The following is a 19,554-nucleotide window of genomic DNA, read 5'->3' as shown; positions in this document are numbered from 1 at the left end:
ATATTCCCCCCTTAACAAGGGGGGATGCCAAAGGCAGGGGGGATTTCTTCTTCCCGGCGAATAAAGATCCCCCCGCCGCTTGAGCGGCGACCCCCTTTTTAAGGGGGTAAAAAAAACTTCAGCACCAGACATTATCTGATTGACTTAACACCGGGCTCTCGCGGTAGTTTCCTGATACACCGGTAACCGGAACGAGTATCAATTTACAATTCCATGCCCCCTCGCCCGCTTGCGGGAGAGGGGGTAGGGGATGAGGGAATCACCAGCCCAGTCTCAGTTGGACTGCTCCTCGCGTGTCGCCATTAGTTCCGGGAGTTTTGGAAAGCTCGTCGGTGAAATAAGCGGCGTCGATCTGTATAAGTTTGAGATTGAGACCCACCCCGACAGTGGGGTAACCGGAATTGATTCCGGCGCGCAGTGAAAGCACGGTCAGGTCCAGCTCTCCGCCAAAATGAATTTTCTTAAACATATTCTCGCCGTTGGAGTTGAGAAAATCAAGGTAATCGGCGAGGAGAACAATCCGGTCGTTATAGAACCGCTTGGCGATACCGAGATCGACGGATGAGTTTCTCCCGTACCCGATGTCACGGATGGCGGCGCCAACTTCGGACTCGATGAGCGGAACACTCCAGAGTGTGCCCACATCAACGGCATAATGGGTGGTTTTGTTGTTCTTGGCGTTATCTATGACCGGATTCATGGTATCCTGAATATTCCCGAGGTCGGTGGCCTTGATCTGGAAAAGCGGCGCTGTACGGCGTTCCATGTACTTGAGATTCACACCGACTTTCAGCCCGGGATACAGCATGGTCAGCGGTCTGGCGAATCCGAGTACAACAGCGGTGTTCGCTTCTCCCTCGCCCCAGACGCGCGGCTCATAGATGCCCCGGTCGACCTTGAAAGCCACATCTTCGGTGCTGAAAACCGCAAGTCCTACTCCCAAACCAAACGCATTCACTCCAATATCCACCATCGGAGCGGCATTTATTCTTCCCCATTTGCTGTCATAGGGTTCAAGATCCTTGACAAACTTGTCCTTGTCGTCCGGGGACAGGGTGTCAAAATTCTGGAATGAGTCCTTGTGGTCGTTGATGAACTTTGCCATATCCAGGAGGTCTTTGTTTCCGAATATAGCGAAATTTACGATGGAAAACCGTATTGTATTAATCCGGGTCAGTAAAGCGGGATTGTCGACAAAGCCGTTGTATCCCATCCCTCCGGCGATACGGGCATCGCCCATGCCGATCGCCTTCACATTTCTGTAGGATATCCCCTGATCGGCGAATGAAACAGCCGTAAGACTGAAGATCATCGCACAGATAAAGCCGAAAAGCAAAATTGTCTTTTTCACGATTTCTTCTCCATCTTTTTCAAGAGATTATTTGTTTCTCCATTTTTCCCAGACTGCTCTATACTGGGTGTTTCTCACATTGGTGGGATCGGTAGAATAATACTTGGAATCCTCATCGGTCAGGCCGTCGCCGTCATTATCTTTTCCGTCGATGACTTCCTCATCCACCCGGCCGTCGCCGTCGTTATCGATGCCGTCATCGTACCAGTAGAAATTGATAATGCTTGCTATCTGGTGGACATACTTCTTGATGTCCGCCGTATCGAAGGTGGTATTTGTGCTGTTCTGTACCATGAAGACAATGCTGTCTTCCCCGTTCTCGAGCAGATTAAGAAAGATATTGATGAGACGGTTGATGTCATCCGGAGTATATCCGGGGACTCCGGCGGTAATACCGGCCGGTTTGGCGGTTTGGCCGAGGAATGCGGTCAAGCCGTCGAAATTGATCTGCTTCCCGGTTGCATCGGTGATCGATGCGCCGGTGAACTTATACCCGTCAAGGTTTCCGGTCTTTATTGCGCCGAGGTTAAGCTGGAAATCGTTCGAGTCGATGACACCGTCGCCGTTGGTGTCACGGAGACTGAGCACCCCGGACAGGATACTCGACACCGTGTAATCAAGGGCGATATCCTTTTTCTGAAGGTCGCCTCTGGCAGTGTTGTTCCATATAGCCGAAAGCTTTTGGGTTATATCCACATTTGCCTTGTACCAGGCGGTCTGCTGGCCTGTACCCATCTGGTCGAGCGTAGTCAGGAGCGCCAGACTGCCGGTACCTGCCTGAGAGCCTTTGCTGGACTGAACGAGGTCGACTATCCTGGTGATGTTCAGCCCGGATTGAAGGAGCGTCGCCTTCGAGTAGGTATAGAGCACCATAGAATCGGTAGAATCTATAAGTGCGCCGGTAGCCTGATTCACCAGATCCTGTTTGGCCTGAGCGTAATTCCCATCTCGTATGGCTTCTTCAGCTTTTTCAATCGGCGTCTTCTCTGTGTCGCCGGCGAAACTGAATATATTGCATCCGGCAAACAGAGCTATACCCATCAAAAATGTTAATACTGATGTTAAAAAACGAATTCGTATACTCATGCTGCCCTCCCATTGCGTATGTCATTTCTGTAACCCTCTAACGAACAGCGTGGAAACATTTCTCGTGTTACATTGCAAACGGCTACCTCATGCCGTGAAGTATTCACCTCCTCAGTATTCGATTATAGAAAGATGCCGAAACGGCTTCATCGTTCCCGCGATACGGCAACGGTTTTATCGTTCCCGTGATACGGCAACGGCTTCATCGTTCCCGCGAAGCGGCAACAAGTTCGGCATGACAGCGTCACCCTGAACTTGCTTCAGGGTCTATAAGAAACCCCGGATCAAGTGCCTTCTTTCCAGGAATTAAGGTATTCTATCTGCTCCGGGGTGAGCCGGTCGATGCTGACACTCATCGCATCAAGCTGGAGTTTCGCCACCTGCATGTCCACCTCCTCCGGCAACCGGTGCACACCGGGCGCCAGTTTCCCGCGGTTCTTGATGCCGTATTCCACTCCCAGCGCCTGGTCGCAGAAAGACATGGCCATAACTGTTGAAGGATGCCCCTCAGCACAGGCAAGGTTCACCAGCCGTCCCTCGCCGCAGAGGAACACCGCCTTGCCCTTGATGATGTACTCATCGAAGTAAGGACGGATGGCGCGTTTGGCTGAAGCGGTTTTCTCCATGCCCGCCACATCTATCTCATTGTTGAAATGCCCGGAATTGGCCAGTACCGCACCGTCTTTCATGGCTCGGATATGTTCCAGGGCCACCACATGCAGATCCCCGGTCACAGTTATGAACAGGTCGCCGAGCGGAGCGGCTTCGGCCATTTTCATAACCCGGAACCCATCCATTACCGCCTGGAGCGCCCGGAAGGGATTGATTTCGGTAATTATAACATTGGCGCCCAAACCCTTGGCCCGGAGCGACACTCCCTTTCCGCAGTTGCCGTAACCGGCAACCACAACGGTTTTTCCGGCGATAAGGATGTTCGAGGCCCGGAGAATCCCATCGATGGTGGACTGCCCGGTTCCGTAGTAATTATCCATGAGATGCTTGGTGTCGCAGTCATTGACCGCGATGATAGGATAGAGAAGAGCGCCGTCTTTCTCCATGGATTTCAGACGTATGATGCCGGTGGTGGTTTCCTCGCAGCCGCAGACCATTCCGGGGATCAGGTCTTTCCTCTCCATATGGACCGCGGTAACCAGATCGCAGCCGTCATCGATGGTAATATCGGGATTGAAATCCAGAACCGCCCGGATATACCGGTAGTAATCCTCGACCGATTCGCCTTTGACTCCGTAAGTGGCAATGCCGTCTGCGGCCAGCGCGGCGGCCACATCATCCTGGGTGGAGAGCGGGTTGCAGGAGGTGATGGCTACCTCAGCTCCTCCGGCAATAAGCGTTTGCACCAGCACTGCTGTTTCCTTGGTTATATGGAGAGCCAGACCAATACGATGACCTGCAAGAGGTTTCTCACTCTCAAAACGGCTCCGGATTTTGAGAAGAGCCCCCATCTGACGCTCCGCCCATTCTATGTTTCTCCGGCCCTGGTCCGCTAGGGTTATGTCTTTTACTTCGTACGGCATGGTTTTCCTTTCAAAGGGTATGCGGTTAGATGCATAATGAAATCTGCCGCCCGGTAAATTTCTGTGATAACTATCACACTTTTCAGAGGCCTGTGAAAAAGTTTGTTTTTATTGTCATTTAGATCCTGAAACGAGTTCAGGATGACGTCATGCCGAACTTGTTGCCGCTTTGCGGGAACGATAAAACCGTTTCGGCATCTATCAATTAAACAGGGTTTTTCACAAGTCTTTTCAGAGTTTCAGCGCTTTCCGCAGTTCTTCGGCCTTATCTGTCGCTTCCCAGGTGAAATCCGGGTCGCTGCGTCCGAAATGCCCATAGGCGGAAGTTTTGGCATAAATGGGCCTGCGCAGTTTCAGAGAATCGATGATACCCTTGGGAGTGAAATCGAAACAATCGCGCAGCGCTTTGCAGAGAACCTCGTTATCGACCTTGCCGTTTTCGAACATGTCTACATTTATATGGGTAGGTTCGGCCACACCGATGGCATAGGAGAGAGCCACCTCACACCTCGAGGCGATTCCAGCGGCCACGATGTTCTTGGCAGCCCAGCGCGCTGCGTACGCTGCGGAGCGATCCACCTTGGTGCAGTCCTTGCCGGAAAATGCCCCGCCCCCGTGATGGCCCATGCCGCCGTAGGTGTCCACAATGATCTTACGGCCTGTCAATCCCGTATCGCCGTGGGGGCCGCCTACTACAAATCGCCCGGTGGGATTTACAAATATCTTGGTTTTGTCATCGAGGAGACGGGAGGGAATCACCTCACGGATCACCATGTTGACCATGTCCCTGCGTATGGTTTCAAGGGAAACATCGGGGCTGTGCTGGGTTGAAATGACCACGGCATCCGCATGATGGGGCCTGCCGTCCTGGTACTCGATGGTAACCTGGGATTTGGCATCTGGTTTCAGGTAGGTAAGCTCCCCGGATTTTCGCAGTTTCGACAATTTATAGACCAGTTGGTGAGCCAGTTGGATGGGCATGGGCATAAGCTCGGGAGTCTCATCGCAGGCAAATCCGAACATCATTCCCTGGTCTCCGGCGCCCATTTCCCCGTAGAGGCCCTGCCCTTCGGTCACTCCCTGGGAAATATCGGGGGATTGCGGGTGAATGGACACGATAACTCCGCAGCTATCGGCGTTGAACCCGATGTCGCTGTCCGTATAGCCGATCTCACGGCAGGCCTGACGGGCCACATCGGCGAAATTGATAAAGGCGTTCGTAGTGATCTCGCCTGAAATAACGATCAGTCCGGTTGTGCAGAGCGTCTCGCAGGCAACTCGGCTCATGGGGTCCTGGGCGTAAGCAGCATCCAGAACGCTGTCCGATATACGGTCACTTACTTTATCAGGATGTCCTTCAGATACAGACTCGGATGTAAAAACGAATTTCCCCCTCATGCGATTCCTTTCATTTCTATTTCTGGTGTTAATCGGAGTTTGGATATTTTATTTCAACATTACAGATTTTTTTATGAATAGATGCCGAAACAAGTTCGGCATGACACAATACGCTTGTCATCCTGAACTCGTTTCAGGATCTAATTATATTATATTGAACCTGTTCATCTCTTTTTTCACCAATTCCTTGACCTCCTCGGCGGTATCGAAGGTAAGGGACCGGTCAGCGATTTTTTTCGCCTCCTCCAGACTTACCGAGCGGATAAGACGTTTTATTGCCGGTATGAAAGAAGGGGTCATGGACAATTCATCGATCTCCAGCCCAATGAGCATAAGAGCGGTTGCCGGATCGCCGCTCATCTCTCCGCAAACAGCAACTTTTATGCCGTTCTCATGAGCCGCTTGTGCAGTGATCTGGATCAGCCTCAGAACCCCCGGATGAAAAGGCTCGAACAGCGCGGAAATCTTGTCGTTGGCGCGGTCCACCGCCACCGAATACTGGATCAGATCGTTCGTTCCGATGGAGAAGAATTTCACCTTTTTTGCCATGCGGTCGGCGATCATCACAGCAGCCGGCACCTCGATCATTACTCCCACAGGCATATTGGGGTCGTAATCCCGGCCCTCCTTACGGATCTCCTCCTTCACCTCTTCCACAATGGCCAGGGTTTCGTTCAACTCCGCAATGTTGGAAACCATCGGAAACATCACGCTAACATTCCGTGCAGCGGAAGCGCGCACGATGGCCCTGAGCTGTATCTTGAAAAGATCCTTCAAGGTGAGGCTCACCCGAATGGCCCGCCAGCCCAGGTAGGGGTTTTCTTCCGGTTCCGGGGGAGAAAGGTAGGAAATCTTATCGCCGCCGAGGTCAAAGGTTCGAATGACTACCGGCCGCGGCGCCATCTTGTCCGCCACCGACTTGTAAGCGGTATACATTTCCTCTTCGCTGGGGAGAGTATCTTTCATGATGTAGTGAAATTCGCTGCGAAATAATCCGATGCCTTCTGCGCCATTTTCCAGCGCCGCTTCTCCCTCTTCGGTAAATTCGATATTGGCCATAAGAGCGATATGTCTGCCGTCGGTGGTGACCGCCGGCAGATCCTTGATATCCTGCAGGTTCAGGCGGTCCTGTTCAAGCTGTTTCTGTTCCTCACGGTAGCGGTCGATGGTTTTCTGATCCGGGTTAACAAACACTTTTCCGCTGGAGCCGTCGACGATAACCGCATCCCCGGCGCTTATATCCAGCGAAGCGGTTTTTGCACCCAGAACGGCGGGAATTTTAAGAGCACGGGCAATGATGGTGGCGTGGGAGGTTTTCCCCCCGTAATCAGTCACAAAAGCCTGGATTTTCCCCGAGTGCATGTTCGCTGTATCGGAGGGATTAAGAATCTTGGCTATTACAATCACCGGGTATTCAATATTTTCAAGGGTGAAATGATCCTTCCCGAGAAGCTTGACATATACCCTGCGAAGAATATCGGTTATATCGCCGATCCGCTCGCGCAGGTACTCATCTTCGACACGCTTATAAGCTTTTATTATCTTGCGGGTGGTACGGAAAAAGGCGTATTCAGCGCTTTTGCCTTCCTCGATGAGCGTATTGGTTTCATCGATGAGCTGGGGATCCTCAAGGAGCATGATGTAGGGATCGAATATGCTGGCATTTTCCTTACCCGCTTTTATCTCAAGCTTGAAACGCAGCTCCTTGATATCCCTGACCACTTTGGCGAGCGTTTCCTGAAGCCGGAGTTTTTCGTGTTCGATCTCCTCCGGGGCAATGTATTTTTCCTCGATCCAGATATTCTCGCTGTCGTAGATAAACGCATGACCGATAGCAATGCCGGGTGACCCCGCAATACCGGTATATTCCCGAGATATGAGTTTTTTTTCTTTTTCCAAAGAAGTCACCCTGTACCTTTATAAGGTATTTGAAAAACTTTTTTTACATGATAGACTTTTGCAAAAGGCTCATAATAGATGCCGAAACAAGTTCGGCATGACGCTGTCACCCTGAACTCGTTTCAGGGTCTACATGATAATAAAGCCAACTTTTTCACATGCCATTTAAGCTATACATGCTTTATTCTTCATCAAATTTACTGTCGATAATAGCCTTTATTTTTTCCACAGCCTCTTCCGCATCTTCACCCGTGGCGTTTATGGTCACTTTGCTGCCGTAAGCGGCGGCAAGCATCATCACTCCCATGAAGGATTTACCGTTTACCCGGGTGCCGTCCACTTCCAGCTCTATTTTTGATTTGAAGCGTGACGCCTCCCGGACCAGGAGCGTAGCAGGCCGTAGATGCATTCCCAGTTTGTTTTGAATATATACCACCTTTTCAACAACCATTTTCTCCCCTAAAAAAGCTTCGGCAGGAGGTTTTTGCCTTTTTACATTACGATATAATCATTCCCAGAATCAGAGCGGCTCCTGCCGACCACACCAGCGCCTTCGACGGCGGCTGCTTCCTACGGAAGAGGAAAACGCTGAGAAGAAATACCAGGCAAACTCCCACCGTTATCCAGCTCGCCCTGTACGGAGGATGAGCCAGAAAGATTACCGTCAGATAGGGGAGAACCAGACAGCCGAGCAACTCCATTGTCGATACCGCAGACTCCAGCTTTCTATTCTTAATCTCTATCACCACCTGTGGCCCGAGTTGATATCCGTTCAAAAGCCAGCGCCATTTTAAATAGAACAGGGGAAGATTAAAGAGCGCCAGAAAAACCGCTGCTCCCCATAATCCATAAAAATACGATGAAAACAATCCCATTACAACAGCAAATGGCCGTAAAGTTCTCCAGAAATACCTATCCCCTACCGAGCCGGTCGCCTGCCCGACCGCAAGCTTGAAACGCCGAATGTCCTCTTCACTTATACCGTCATCATCACGGAAACGTTCCTCCATCTTTATTACTGCACCGAGGACTAAGGGAAACATGAACGGGTTGGCGTTGAAATATTCAAGGTGGCGGAGATAAAATTTCCTCCTCTCATCATCACCCTCCCAAATGCAGTTCCCCGCCGGTTCGATGCACCAGGCAAAACCAAGGTTCTGACGGTATTTTCCCGAAAAAGATCCCTGAGCAAAAAAGCTTCGCAGGTATATTTCCACCAGAGCTGCGAAGCCAATTTTTTTCATATCACGTTTACCAAAAGCCATAGGAATCCGCCTATCGAACCGATAAGGAAATACCTTTTTTTGTTGTATTGCCAGTAAAAATGGAGGGCTGATGCGGCAACCGTACCCCAGATGATGTACGACCCCACCACGAGAACATGGACCGCTTTGAACGGCAAATGCCTCACCAAACCGCATAAATACGCTCCAACCGGTACAAACACCAAAGCCATCAGAACACCTTTAAGGAAACACGTCCCGATTCCGAAAACGTGCTTCATCCCTAGAGAGGGCCTCTCGCCGCGTTCCAGACCGGAGACGATCTCTTCGCTGCGCATGCCGTTTCTTTTCCTGATGAAAACTGTCATGTAAAGCCCTGAAAAACCAACCGCAATTCCGAAAAGCATGGCGGGTAGGAGCGCCGCCCTCACAATCGTGTTGTCGAAACCATAGACTTTCGCAGCCGTCAAAAGCGAAGCGGTGGAAATAAAGGAAGCCATATTGTTATCGGTGAGTCGCACCGCCCCGAGGGGCATGTAATCGAACCAAAGGAGCTGGAACACTATCCCCATCAGGAGACCGATAACGGGCATGCCGAGAAGAATTCCCAGAAGGGAGCAGGATACCAGCGGTTCGGATACCATCACCTGTGGCCCGCTGGTGGTGTCCATGGATACGATGCCCCCCAGGAGAAGCAGCAGCAAAAAGGTCTCCACGGTCAGTCTCCGAGAGCTTCAAGGTTGGCAATCAGTTTTTTCATTTCTTCACGCGTATCGTTTCCCTTGCGGCGCTCCTGTTCGATAATGTCCTTCGGCGCCCGGGAGAGAAAGTTTTCGTTCGCCAGTTTTGTCTCGATGGAGGCGATGAAATTACGGCGTCTCTCGATCTCTTTGGAAAGCCGCGCCCGTTCACGGTCGAAGTCCACAAGCCCTTCGAGGAGAACGAACACTTCATTTTTATCGCTGATTCCTGCCGCCGATTTAGGCGGCCGGGCGGACTCTCCGGTAAAGGTGATATGCTTCACCGCGGCCAGATCCAGAATATAGGCAATATTTTCCTCTAGAATGCGCTTTGCCTTTTCATCCGCCGGAACCACGATCACCTCGGCCTTTTCACCCGGAGGGACATTCATCTCGTTTCGGATGGTGCGGATGGCGCTGATGAGAGATTGCACCATCTCCATCTCACGCTCGATATCCGGGTCGATTATATGCATTTTAACATCCGGCCACTTCGAGACCATAATGCTCTTCGCCGGTTTTTCACCCAAAAGCCCGGTGAGAAGCTGCCAGATTTCCTCGGTAATAAAAGGCATGATCGGGTGGAGAAGCTGCATGCTTCCTGCCAGAATCTCCGCCGCGTTCCGAAGCACGAACGTTTTTTCATCACCCCCGCGGGCCACACGGGGCTTGATGATCTCCAGATACCAGTCGCAGAAATCATGCCAGATGAAATGATACATGGTCTGAGCGGCTTCATTGAATTTAAAGTTTTCCAGCATTTGAGTCACATATATCACTTCGCGATTGTACCGGGACTTTATCCATGTATCGGCTAAATCCGGTTTTACTGCATCGGTCCGCCCTATTGAACCGCCGGAGAATGTCAGGATGAGACGGGCCGCATTCCAGATTTTATTGGCAAAGTTCCGGCCGATATCGAAAGTGTTGTGCTCCTTCTTTTTCCCGCTCTTCCCGGCATAGGAGATGAACACATCCTGCCCCTGCGCCGTAATGATAATCATGCTGAACCTCAGGGCATCGGCGCCGTGGGTCTCGATAACTTCGAGAGGGTCGACTCCGTTTCCGAGCGATTTGGACATCTTCCGTCCCTGTTCATCCCGTACTGTGCCGTGGAGATACACCTTGGAGAAGGGGATGTCCCCCATGAATTCCATTCCCGCCATGATCATCCTCGCCACCCAGAAAAAGATGATCTCCGGCGCGGTAGAAAGTGTGCTGGTGGGATAGAAAGTACGCAGATCGGGGGTGTCTTCCGGCCAGCCGAAAGTGGAGAACGGCCACAGCCAGGAGCTGAACCAGGTATCGAGGACATCGGGGTCCTGAACCACATCGGCGCTCCGGCACTTCGTGCACTCGGTCACCGGAGTCTTTGAAACCATGACCTCACCGCATTGCCCGCAGTAATATACCGGAATCCGATGCCCCCACCAGAGCTGACGGGATATGCACCAGTCTCTTATATTCTCCATCCAGCCCAGGTATACTTTGGTCCAGCGCTCGGGATAGAAAGCGATACGGCCGTCGTTTACCGCTTCTATCGCGGGCCTGGCAAGGGTTTTCATACGGACAAACCACTGGTTTGAAAGATACGGCTCGGTAACGGTATGGCAGCGATAGCAGTGCCCCACCGCATGACGGTGATCCTCCACTTTGACCAGGAGGCCGAGGCCGGTTAGCATTTCAACCGCCTTCTTCCGCGCCGCCTCACGGGTAAGGCCATCGAATTCGGTCCCAGTGTGGGCGTTCATGGTGCCGTCGCCGTGCATGACGGTAACCGGCTCCAGGTGGTGACGGAGACCGATCTCGAAGTCGTTCGGATCATGGGCCGGGGTGACTTTGACCGCCCCGGTGCCGAAAGCCGGGTCCACGAAATCATCGGCGATTACCGGTATCTCACGGCCGACCAGGGGCAGAATCAGTGTTTTCCCCAAAAAATGGCTATAGCGCCGGTCTGCGGGATTCACCGCCACCGCCACATCTCCGAGCATGGTTTCCGGCCGTGTTGTAGCAACCACGATCCCCTCAGAGCCGTCTTTAGCCGGATAGCGGATATACCAGAGATGCCCGGAGCGTTCTTCGTGTTCGGCTTCCTCATCCGAGAGAGCGGTCTGGCAGCGCGGGCACCAGTTGATAATATACTTGCCGCGGTAGATAAGCCCTTTTTCGTAGAGGCGGACAAATACCTCTGTCACCGCCCGTGAAAGTCCCTCATCCATGGTGAACCGCTCACGCTCCCAGTCACAGGAACAGCCCATCCGCTTGAGCTGCTTGATGATGACGCCGCCGGTCTCTTCCCTGAATTTCCATACTTCGCGGATAAAGGCCTCGCGGCCCAATTCCTGGCGGGTTTTTCCCATCTCGGAGGAGATTTTCCGTTCCACTACGTTCTGGGTGGCGATGCCGGCATGATCTGTTCCCGGCATCCATTCGCTCTCAAAACCCTGCATTCTTTTCAAACGGATGAGAATATCCTGGATGGTATTGTTCAGGGCATGTCCCAGATGAAGCACTGCGGTAACATTCGGAGGAGGAATAACGATGGAATAGGATTTTTTCCCGGTCCCCGGCGCCGCATGACCGAACCCGTTTTTTCCCCAGAATTCCAGCCATTTTTCTTCGACTGTTTTGGAATTGTAAATTTTATCTATATCGGCGGCGCCCACCTGAACCCCCCGTACATCTTTCGGCGTGAAAGTTCAATTGATAAAGGTTACAATATACTATCTCTCGCATGGTATGTCAATGGAACGGCGCAAAAAGAAAAGGGAATGCACCCCGGTCTCCGAATTTCCACTAATTGTCCAGACTTTGTCACTTTGTACCTTAACTTTTTATATCATTTACATTGAAAAATCTTATATTTTATTCTATATTTGATGAAGCCCCCTTCAATCCACCCCGCACGTACTTCGTACGAGCGGGGACCCCGTGTCCTTCGGACATCCTTCCCCCGTTCCGGGGGCAGGTAAAGATACAAGCGGGTTTCTTGCTTCCCTTGCCCCCGGAACGGGGGAAAGGGACTGAGGGTTAGGGGGCTGGTGACCAACAAAGGAGATGGGAAATGAGTGAAAAGAGAAAAAGAGTCGTGTTTGGATGGGCCGTCTTAGTGGCCCTCGCTGTTTTTGTCATCCTCGATGTTCATGTGGCCCGTCAGGAGAACGGCAAATCTCCGGTGTCGCTCGTGAACGATGCGGCAGCCAAATCGGGAAACAAAGCGGTAGTGACCCTGGTCACTTCCATGGACAAAGAGCTGAAAAACCCGGCGCCTCTCGATACCGAAAAGGTTACCGACGAGCAGGTTAATGCCGCGGTGCGCCGTGCGCTTGATATGGATAAATCGGAAACCAGCCTAGTCAAAGTCATCAAGCCGACCGATTGGGTGCTTGTCAAGATCAACATGGTGTCCGCCCCGGTGCAGGACAAGGACGGGAAAAGGAAGAATTCCAATTTCTGGAACCACGACTTCGAGCATTGGGGCGATGTAACCGATGCACGGGTGGTGAAAAGCGTAATCGGATACATGGTGGAAAAAGTGAAACCCAAACGCATCACCATAGTAGAAGGTTCGGGAACCTGGGCAGTGGCCGGGAAACGCGGCCAGGGTTCCCAGTACGACCGGGCTTCCTTTGACGATGACGGCTGGACGATACACTGGAAAGAGTTCGACAATATCTGCTACAAGGAACTCTGTGAAGAATTCACCAAATCCCAGAATCATACGGTGGTGGATTATGTTGACCTGAACGAGGACAAGTACAAATTTGTCCCCGTCCCGGGATATGGACTCCAACGAACGGATATGAAATCACGAGGCCAGAAATTCGGGAAAGAAGCCTGGATTCCCGGCACCGGAAAGCTGCGTGAAGGATACTACATGCCGGAAACCATGCTCAATGCCGACAAACTGGTCAATATCCCGGCTATGAAGATGAATTCGATGGGGGGAACCCTCGTTTTCAAGAACTATGTGGGGGCGTTCTCATCGTTCCCCTATAATGACGGAGTGGCGAAGAGCCAGATGGACCGCTATGGAATCTCGCAGGGAATGGTGGACATTTTTAGCTACCGTCCCACCAATTACGCGGTTATCGCCGGGTTCTGGGGCTCGGAAAAGGACTGGCCGAGCTGGACGCTGAACCTTCACCATAACGTCGTGATCGCCGGCGGCAACCCGGTGGCCACGGAAGCCACCGCTCTCCGTGTCATGGGAGTCAATCCCGATGATGTGGTCTGGACCCATCTGGCGGTAAACAAGGGATTCGGGAGCTATGATGAAAAAGACATCACGGTGGTGGGGAAACAGGTTCGGGAAGTGCGCCGGAACTTCATCAAGCACTCGGCATACCAGGGCATCGGGTTCCAGAATTACCTGATGAACGGCCCCTATCAGGAAACCGACCTGAACAAGGATATTCTGGGCGGAGAAGCCTCTATCAAACCAAGCGACGGCCAGAGCGCTTCTACAGGCAGGCCCTGGTGGGTGTTCAAACATCCCCTCGGATTACCCGAAGCGTATGTGAGCTTGAACGAAGCCATGAATGACGACCTGGCCAACACAATTACCTACGCCTATGTCTGCCTGAAATCCCCGCGCAAACAGGAAGGGAATTTCATGTTCGGATTTGATGACGGCGCCAAAGTATATCTGAATGGAAAAGTTATCCTAAACGATGACGGCCCCCACGAGTTTAAACTGCGGGAGCAGGCCATTCCGGTAGTTCTGGAAAAGGGTGAGAATCATCTGCTTATCAAGCTGAAAAACCGTTTCGGGCCAGCGGGATTTGCCTCTTCAATAGAGGATACCTCCAAGACCATGCTGTATGATATGGAGGTGGTGGTTCCCAAAGAAAAAGGGATGGCCCAGCCGGGCAAGAGCGCGAAACTTTGAAAAGGAGACAAGAGTACGGATACCCTGAAAAAAAGGAAGAAATTAGTATTTTCTTTCGCCCTTGTACTGGCATTTTTTCTCAGCATCGGGATTGACATCAGGCTCGCGCACCGTGAGCACGGTTCCTCGCCAGTGTCTCTGGTGGATAATTCGCAGGCCAAAACAGGCCGTGCGGTGGTTGCCATTGCCACTTCCGAAGACAAGGAGATGAAGAATCCGGTTCCTCTGGCTGCCGGGAAAGTTACTTTCGAACAGGTAGATGGAGTCGTTCGCCGGGCGCTGGAGATGGACCGGTCCGAAACCAGCCTCGCCAAAGTCATCAAACCCTCCGATCATGTGGCGATCAAACTCAATATTGTCAGTGCCCCGGTGTATGACCATGACGGTAAACGCAGGAATGATCGTTTTTTTAATAACGGAGCGGGACACTGGGGCGATGTCACCGATGCCCGGGTTGTGAAAAGCGTGGTGAAATACCTCGTGGAAAAGATGAAACCCCGCCATATCACCCTGGTGGAGGGCGCTACCTGGACAGTGGCGGGGAAACGGGGCCAGGGGCCGCTGTATGAAGCCTCCTACGATGAGGACGGCTGGACTCTCCGCTGGGAAGGATTCGACAACATCTCCTACAAGGAGATGTGCGCGGAATTCACCCGGTCCCAGAACCATACGGTAGTGGATTATGTCGACCTGAACGAGGACAAATACCGTTTTGAACCGGTGCCCGGGGGCGCGTTTCAGAGAGTGGATGTGAAATTCCGGGGCGGCAAATTCGGCTATGGTGTACCGATACCCGGAACCGGCACACCCCGTGACGGGTACTATATGCCGGAAGCCATCCTCAGCGCCGACAAGTTGATAAATATCCCGGCCATGAAGATGAACATCGGCGGCGGCACCCTGCTTTTCAAGAATTATGTGGGGGCGTTCGCCTCCATCCCCTACGGCGACGGGCGCGGTAAAAGCCAGATGGACAAGTACGGTTTTCCTTACGGCATGCTGGACATTTTCAGCTACCGGCCCACCGATTACGGGGTGATCGCCGGTTTCTGGGCATCGGAGAAGGACTGGCCCACCTATACTCAAAATCTCCACCATAACATCGTTATCGCGGGCGGCAACCCGGTTGCCACGGAAGCCACAGCGCTGAGGGCTATGGGGGTGAATCCGGCGGATGTAGTAGTAATGCATCTCGCGCGGAACAAGGGAATCGGCAGCTTTGAGGAGAAAGACATCACCGTTGTGGGGAAACCGGTCCGTGAAGTGCGCAGGAACTTTGTGAAGCATTCCGGATACCAGGGAATCGGATTTCAGAACTACCTCATGAACGGGCCATACAAGGAAACCGATCTGGACAAGGACATTCTTGGCGGGGAAGCCGCTGCCAAACCGAAAGACGGACAGACTGCCTCCACCGGCAAGCCCTGGTGGGTGTTCAAGCATCCCTTTGGTTTCCCGGAAGCGTATGTGAGCCTGAATGAAACGCTCACCGACGATCTGGCCAACACGGTCACCTATGCCTATCTCTGCCTGGAATCCCCCGGTAAGCAGGAAGGGAGATTCATGTTCGGTTACGATGACGGCGCGAAAGTATTTCTGAACGGGAAGGTAATCTTTCGTGATGACGGTCCCCACGAGTACAAGCTGCGGGAACAGGCCCTACCGGTGGTTTTGGAAAAAGGGGAGAATCATCTGCTTATCAAGCTGAAGAACCGCTTCGGGCCGGCTGGATTCGCCTCCTCCATCGAGGACACCTCCAAAACCATGCTCTACGACCTGAAAGTAGTGGTTCCACAGGAAAAAGGGATGGTCATGCCGGTCAAAAACGCCAGGCTATAGAGAATATCTCTTACAAAAAAGGGTACTGCGTTAATCAGCACTCCAAATAGAAAGATGCTAAGAGAGAAATTTGACAGGATTGACAGGATTCCCAAGATTTTAGAAAAAACAAAAAATATAATCCTGTAAATCTTGTAAATCCTGTCAAAAAATCTTTCAGTTTCCGGCTCCTCGTTTTTGGATTCTTTTCATTTTTTACAAGGCAGCTTTTCTTGACTCATGTTTATGAAATACTGAATTTCTTTTACAATCTCTATTTCACCATAGAGAAACTGTTTTACGGGACCTACACAGAGAAAATCATCGCCAACACCTGGGCGCTTTTCCAGAGCCTCTGGTATTATGTGCTGTTCGGCGTCCTGGCGGCTGTCTTTATCTCCGAGCTGATGTCCCATGAAAAAGTGCGGGGATTCCTGAACCGGAGCGGCGGAATCCCCATTCTTTTTGCCGCGGTTCTGGGAATACTCTCCCCGATGTGCACATTCGCCGCCATACCCCTGGTGGGCGGACTTGCGGCGGTCGGCGTCCCCCTGGCGCCGCTGATGGCATTCCTGATAGCCTCGCCCCTGATGAACCCCTCCCTATTCATTATCACCTGGGGGGTCATGGGGCCGGAAATGGCCCTGGCGCGCACATTCTCGGCTCTCCTTTTGGGGGTGATCGGCGGATGGACTGTGGAGTTTTCCCTGTCACGCGGCGCGGTATATTTCAAAAATCCTCTAAAGGAAGGTTTCACCGCGGGAAATATTATCCGTTCCTGCCCTTCGGACGGCTCACCTTTACCCTCACGGGCGCGGGTGCGAGGTTTCATCAAACATACCTACAAAATGTTTGTATATATATCGAAATATTTCATTCTGGCGTTGTTCCTCGCCGGAGCGGTTCAGGCTTTCATCAAACCCGAGTGGATTGCAGCACTCCTGGGAGGAGGAGGTTTCAAATCTGTGCTCCTCGGCGGGCTTTTGGGCATCCCCCTTTATGTATGCGGAGGCGGAACGGTCGCCCTCATCGGCGTCCTGGTCAGTATGGGCATGGGCCAGGGCGCGGCGCTCGCTTTTTTCATCACCGGACCTGCCACAAAAATCTCTACTATCGTTTCCCTCCATGCGGTTCTCCGTAAACAGGTCGCTCTCGTCTACCTGGCGGTAACCCTCATCGGCGGGGTGCTCCTGGGATACGGGTATTCCATGATCGCTCCTCCCATGACCCTGGACTCCCGGTACTACGGCAAGGTGGAATCCAAGGAAGATTCCATCATCTACAAGCCCGGCATCGGGTCGCCTTCGGGAGATTGATACCTCAAGCCAATGAACTTCCCCGAAACAAGAGGAAAAAACTTGACGTGAACTTACAGTTTTTGTATTATATTTTGTTTTCTCAAAGCTTGTGAAAAACCCATGTTTAATTGATAGATGCCGAAACGGTTTCATCGTTCCCGCGAAGCGGCAACAAGTTCGGCATGACGCGGTCACCCTGAACTTGTTTCAGGGTCTAAATGTTAACCCTTTTCACAAGTCTTATCCCTTTTTACATCAGTTCGGAGTATGCTGAATGATGAATTTTCATAGAAGGAACATACTGGCTGCTTATTCCTCTTTCTCTACCCCTCAGGGGGCGGAAGAGTTTTACATGACCTGCGATACCAATGATGAGGCGCCTTTCTTTCTGTCATTGGAGGAGCTTCATACCGTCTACTGCGAAATGCTCAGGGAATGCGGACTTTCGGAAGACACCCAGGTATTCTGCCGCTTTTACCTGAGCGACATCGCCAACCAGAAAGAAGAATTACTCCGGTCACGTGCCTGTCGCATGGCCCGCAGCGGCGCCGTTTCCATTATCCAGCAGTCGCCGTTGAGCCACGGACCGGTGAGTCTTCTGGCTTATCATGTCAGAAACACAGCCGCTTCCTACGAAAAAAAAATTCTTGCCTGCGATACGGAAGGATGGCGTAACGGGGCTGTGCTGTCCGGAAAACACTATTCCCTGGTATTGACAGCCAATTTCAGCGGGAACGGCGACTTCGATTCCTACAGACAGACCGGAGAGATTCTCCGGACATTCAACGGAGTACTGGAGGACAACGGTCTCACCATGCTCGGGAATACTGTGCGGAAATGGGTTTATGTCCGTGACATCGACAACCATTATAACGGCATGGTCAAAGCCCGGCGGGAGTATTTTGCCGAGCACGGGCTGACAAGCGATACCCGCTTCATCGCCAGCACCGGCATCGAGGGCAAACTGAAAGAGACCAACACACTCGTTTCACTTGATGCCATTTCGATAAAGAATTTACGGCGGGAACAGATAATCCTCATGGAAGCTCTCGATCATCTCTGTCCAACCATCGATTACGGAGTCACCTTTGAGCGGGGATCCCGGATTCAATTCGGCGACCGCTCTCACCTGTACATTTCGGGAACGGCAAGCATCGACAGCGCGGGGGAAATTCTCTATCCGGGTGATGTCATCCGTCAGACAAGCCGTACCATCGAGAACATCCGGGCGCTTCTTGCCCCCCATGGCGCCGACCTTTCGGATATGGCGTACCTGATTGTCTACCTCCGCGATTTCAAGGAACAGCCGAAGGTGATGCGGGTTCTGGAGCGTGAAATTCCGCCGGAAATTCCTCTGCTTTTTGTCGAAGGAGCGGTCTGCCGTCCTTCCTGGCTGGTGGAAATCGAGGGAACCGGGATCATCCCGGACGCAAACGAGTATCCGCCGTTTTTATGAAAAGCCTTTGAAGAATATTTTCTCGCAAAGTTTGCAAAGTCAATAATAGAAAGAAAAAAATATTGGACATGATTTACAAGATTTACAAGATTTTATATTTTCTTTTTAATTCTAATCATGTTAATCTTGTTAATCCTGTCTGATTTTTCTTTGTTTTTTCTTTGCGAACTATGCGAGAAACAAATCAGAGATTGATAGTTATTTCCCGGGATTGATCAGATTTCCCGGATTTTTTTTGTCCATTCCTTTGAACCTTTTTCCTCCTTTTCACGACTTTATGCATAAGGCACGAACCGATAAAAAAGGCATTTCATGACTGAAAAAGAGCGGATATACAGCGAGCTTCTGGTTCTCCGGTGCCGTCGAAAGGACAGGGGCGCATTCGAAGAATTGATCAGGCTCTGGGAAACGAAGCTTTTTTTCTACATCCGGCGCCTGGTTTCGGATGAAGAAGATGCCTGGGATATACTGCAGAAGACCTGGGTGAAAGTTCTTCAGGGTATCGGCTCGCTGAAAAATCCCGGCTCGCTGGCTTCATGGCTTTACAGTATCGCCCGTCACACAGTCATGGATCACTTTATAGACAGGTACTCCGAAGTTCAGGCAGAAGAGATGGATGAGGAGACGCTGGCAGAAATCCAAGATGACAATTCACCGGATTTTGATGACGCCGAACGAGTGCACCGTGGGCTCGACCTCATTTCGCTCGCCCACCGTGAGGCGCTGACCCTCTTTTTCCTGGAGGATTTCTCCATAGATGAGATTGCCTCCATCCTGAATGTTTCTCCGGGAACTGTCAAATCAAGGCTCCATTACGCGAAACGGGCGCTTCGGCTGGTGCTGGAAAAGGAGGAATAAA

General features: G+C 51.8%; 14 protein-coding genes. 5 read left to right on the top strand and 9 right to left on the bottom strand.

The annotated features are described in order from the left end of the window. Positions 1-259: 259 nt before the first annotated feature. The 9 genes from Q8O92_01495 to Q8O92_01455 form a co-directional block, all read right to left on the bottom strand. Positions 260-1,351, bottom strand: coding sequence for a hypothetical protein (locus Q8O92_01495; GenBank protein ID MDP2981989.1), 1,092 nt, complete (start codon positions 1,349-1,351; stop codon positions 260-262). A 27-nt stretch (positions 1,352-1,378) separates the two neighbouring features. Beyond that, positions 1,379-2,437, bottom strand: a complete 1,059-nt coding sequence (locus tag Q8O92_01490; GenBank protein ID MDP2981988.1) for a hypothetical protein — start codon at positions 2,435-2,437, stop codon at positions 1,379-1,381. Positions 2,438-2,721: 284 nt separating this feature from the next. Further along, positions 2,722-3,972, bottom strand: a complete 1,251-nt coding sequence (ahcY, locus tag Q8O92_01485; GenBank protein MDP2981987.1) for an adenosylhomocysteinase — start codon at positions 3,970-3,972, stop codon at positions 2,722-2,724. Between the two features lie 231 nt (positions 3,973-4,203). Further along, positions 4,204-5,370 carry a methionine adenosyltransferase gene (gene metK, locus Q8O92_01480; protein MDP2981986.1) on the bottom strand — a complete coding sequence of 389 codons (1,167 nt, stop codon included), beginning with the start codon at positions 5,368-5,370 and terminating at the stop codon, positions 4,204-4,206. A 144-nt stretch (positions 5,371-5,514) separates the two neighbouring features. Further along, positions 5,515-7,269, bottom strand: coding sequence for a phosphoenolpyruvate--protein phosphotransferase (gene ptsP / locus Q8O92_01475; GenBank protein ID MDP2981985.1), 1,755 nt, complete (start codon positions 7,267-7,269; stop codon positions 5,515-5,517). 181 nt (positions 7,270-7,450) lie between these two features. Continuing rightward, complete coding sequence (locus tag Q8O92_01470) at positions 7,451-7,720, bottom strand: HPr family phosphocarrier protein (GenBank protein ID MDP2981984.1); 270 nt, start codon at positions 7,718-7,720, stop codon at positions 7,451-7,453. A gap of 46 nt (positions 7,721-7,766) precedes the next feature. After that, positions 7,767-8,534, bottom strand: a complete 768-nt coding sequence (locus Q8O92_01465) for a PTS system mannose/fructose/sorbose family transporter subunit IID (protein MDP2981983.1) — start codon at positions 8,532-8,534, stop codon at positions 7,767-7,769. Continuing rightward, positions 8,510-9,208, bottom strand: a complete 699-nt coding sequence (locus Q8O92_01460) for a PTS sugar transporter subunit IIC (GenBank protein MDP2981982.1) — start codon at positions 9,206-9,208, stop codon at positions 8,510-8,512. The genes Q8O92_01465 and Q8O92_01460 overlap by 25 nt, the downstream gene beginning before the upstream one ends. Positions 9,209-9,210: 2 nt before the next feature. Next, on the bottom strand, positions 9,211-11,898 hold the full coding sequence (locus Q8O92_01455; GenBank protein ID MDP2981981.1) for a valine--tRNA ligase: 2,688 nt from the start codon (positions 11,896-11,898) through the stop codon (positions 9,211-9,213). Positions 11,899-12,296: 398 nt separating this feature from the next. On the opposite strand from Q8O92_01455, the gene Q8O92_01450 reads away from it, so the two are divergent. The 5 genes from Q8O92_01450 (at position 12,297) to Q8O92_01430 (ending at position 19,553) form a co-directional block, all read left to right on the top strand. Then, positions 12,297-14,123, top strand: a complete 1,827-nt coding sequence (locus tag Q8O92_01450; protein ID MDP2981980.1) for a DUF362 domain-containing protein — start codon at positions 12,297-12,299, stop codon at positions 14,121-14,123. A 141-nt stretch (positions 14,124-14,264) separates the two neighbouring features. Further along, a complete protein-coding gene (locus Q8O92_01445) occupies positions 14,265-15,962 on the top strand; it encodes a DUF362 domain-containing protein (protein ID MDP2981979.1) in 1,698 nt (565 codons plus the stop codon). Between the two features lie 212 nt (positions 15,963-16,174). Then, positions 16,175-17,257 carry a permease gene (locus Q8O92_01440; protein MDP2981978.1) on the top strand — a complete coding sequence of 361 codons (1,083 nt, stop codon included), beginning with the start codon at positions 16,175-16,177 and terminating at the stop codon, positions 17,255-17,257. A 256-nt stretch (positions 17,258-17,513) separates the two neighbouring features. Continuing rightward, complete coding sequence (locus Q8O92_01435; protein ID MDP2981977.1) at positions 17,514-18,695, top strand: Rid family hydrolase; 1,182 nt, start codon at positions 17,514-17,516, stop codon at positions 18,693-18,695. Positions 18,696-19,007: 312 nt separating this feature from the next. Beyond that, on the top strand, positions 19,008-19,553 hold the full coding sequence (locus tag Q8O92_01430) for a sigma-70 family RNA polymerase sigma factor (protein ID MDP2981976.1): 546 nt from the start codon (positions 19,008-19,010) through the stop codon (positions 19,551-19,553). Position 19,554: the final 1 nt, after the last annotated feature.

Origin of the sequence: Candidatus Latescibacter sp. (assembly GCA_030692375.1) — a bacterium.
In the GTDB taxonomy this organism is placed as follows: domain Bacteria; phylum Latescibacterota; class Latescibacteria; order Latescibacterales; family Latescibacteraceae; genus JAUYCD01.
The sequence above is the reverse complement of the archived record's forward strand: the minus strand, read 5'-3'. Positions and strand labels throughout refer to the sequence as shown.

What these genes read in the sequence shown, in the direction of transcription:
- Q8O92_01465 (MDP2981983.1), bottom strand. Translation starts at nt 8,534, where the DNA reads ATGGCTTTTGGTAAACGTGATATGAAAAAAATTGGCTTCGCAGCTCTG.
- Q8O92_01430 (MDP2981976.1), top strand. Translation starts at nt 19,008, where the DNA reads ATGACTGAAAAAGAGCGGATATACAGCGAGCTTCTGGTTCTCCGGTGC.
- Q8O92_01490 (MDP2981988.1), bottom strand. Translation starts at nt 2,437, where the DNA reads ATGAGTATACGAATTCGTTTTTTAACATCAGTATTAACATTTTTGATG.
- Q8O92_01450 (MDP2981980.1), top strand. Translation starts at nt 12,297, where the DNA reads ATGAGTGAAAAGAGAAAAAGAGTCGTGTTTGGATGGGCCGTCTTAGTG.
- Q8O92_01435 (MDP2981977.1), top strand. Translation starts at nt 17,514, where the DNA reads ATGATGAATTTTCATAGAAGGAACATACTGGCTGCTTATTCCTCTTTC.
- Q8O92_01470 (MDP2981984.1), bottom strand. Translation starts at nt 7,720, where the DNA reads ATGGTTGTTGAAAAGGTGGTATATATTCAAAACAAACTGGGAATGCAT.
- ahcY (MDP2981987.1), bottom strand. Translation starts at nt 3,972, where the DNA reads ATGCCGTACGAAGTAAAAGACATAACCCTAGCGGACCAGGGCCGGAGA.
- metK (MDP2981986.1), bottom strand. Translation starts at nt 5,370, where the DNA reads ATGAGGGGGAAATTCGTTTTTACATCCGAGTCTGTATCTGAAGGACAT.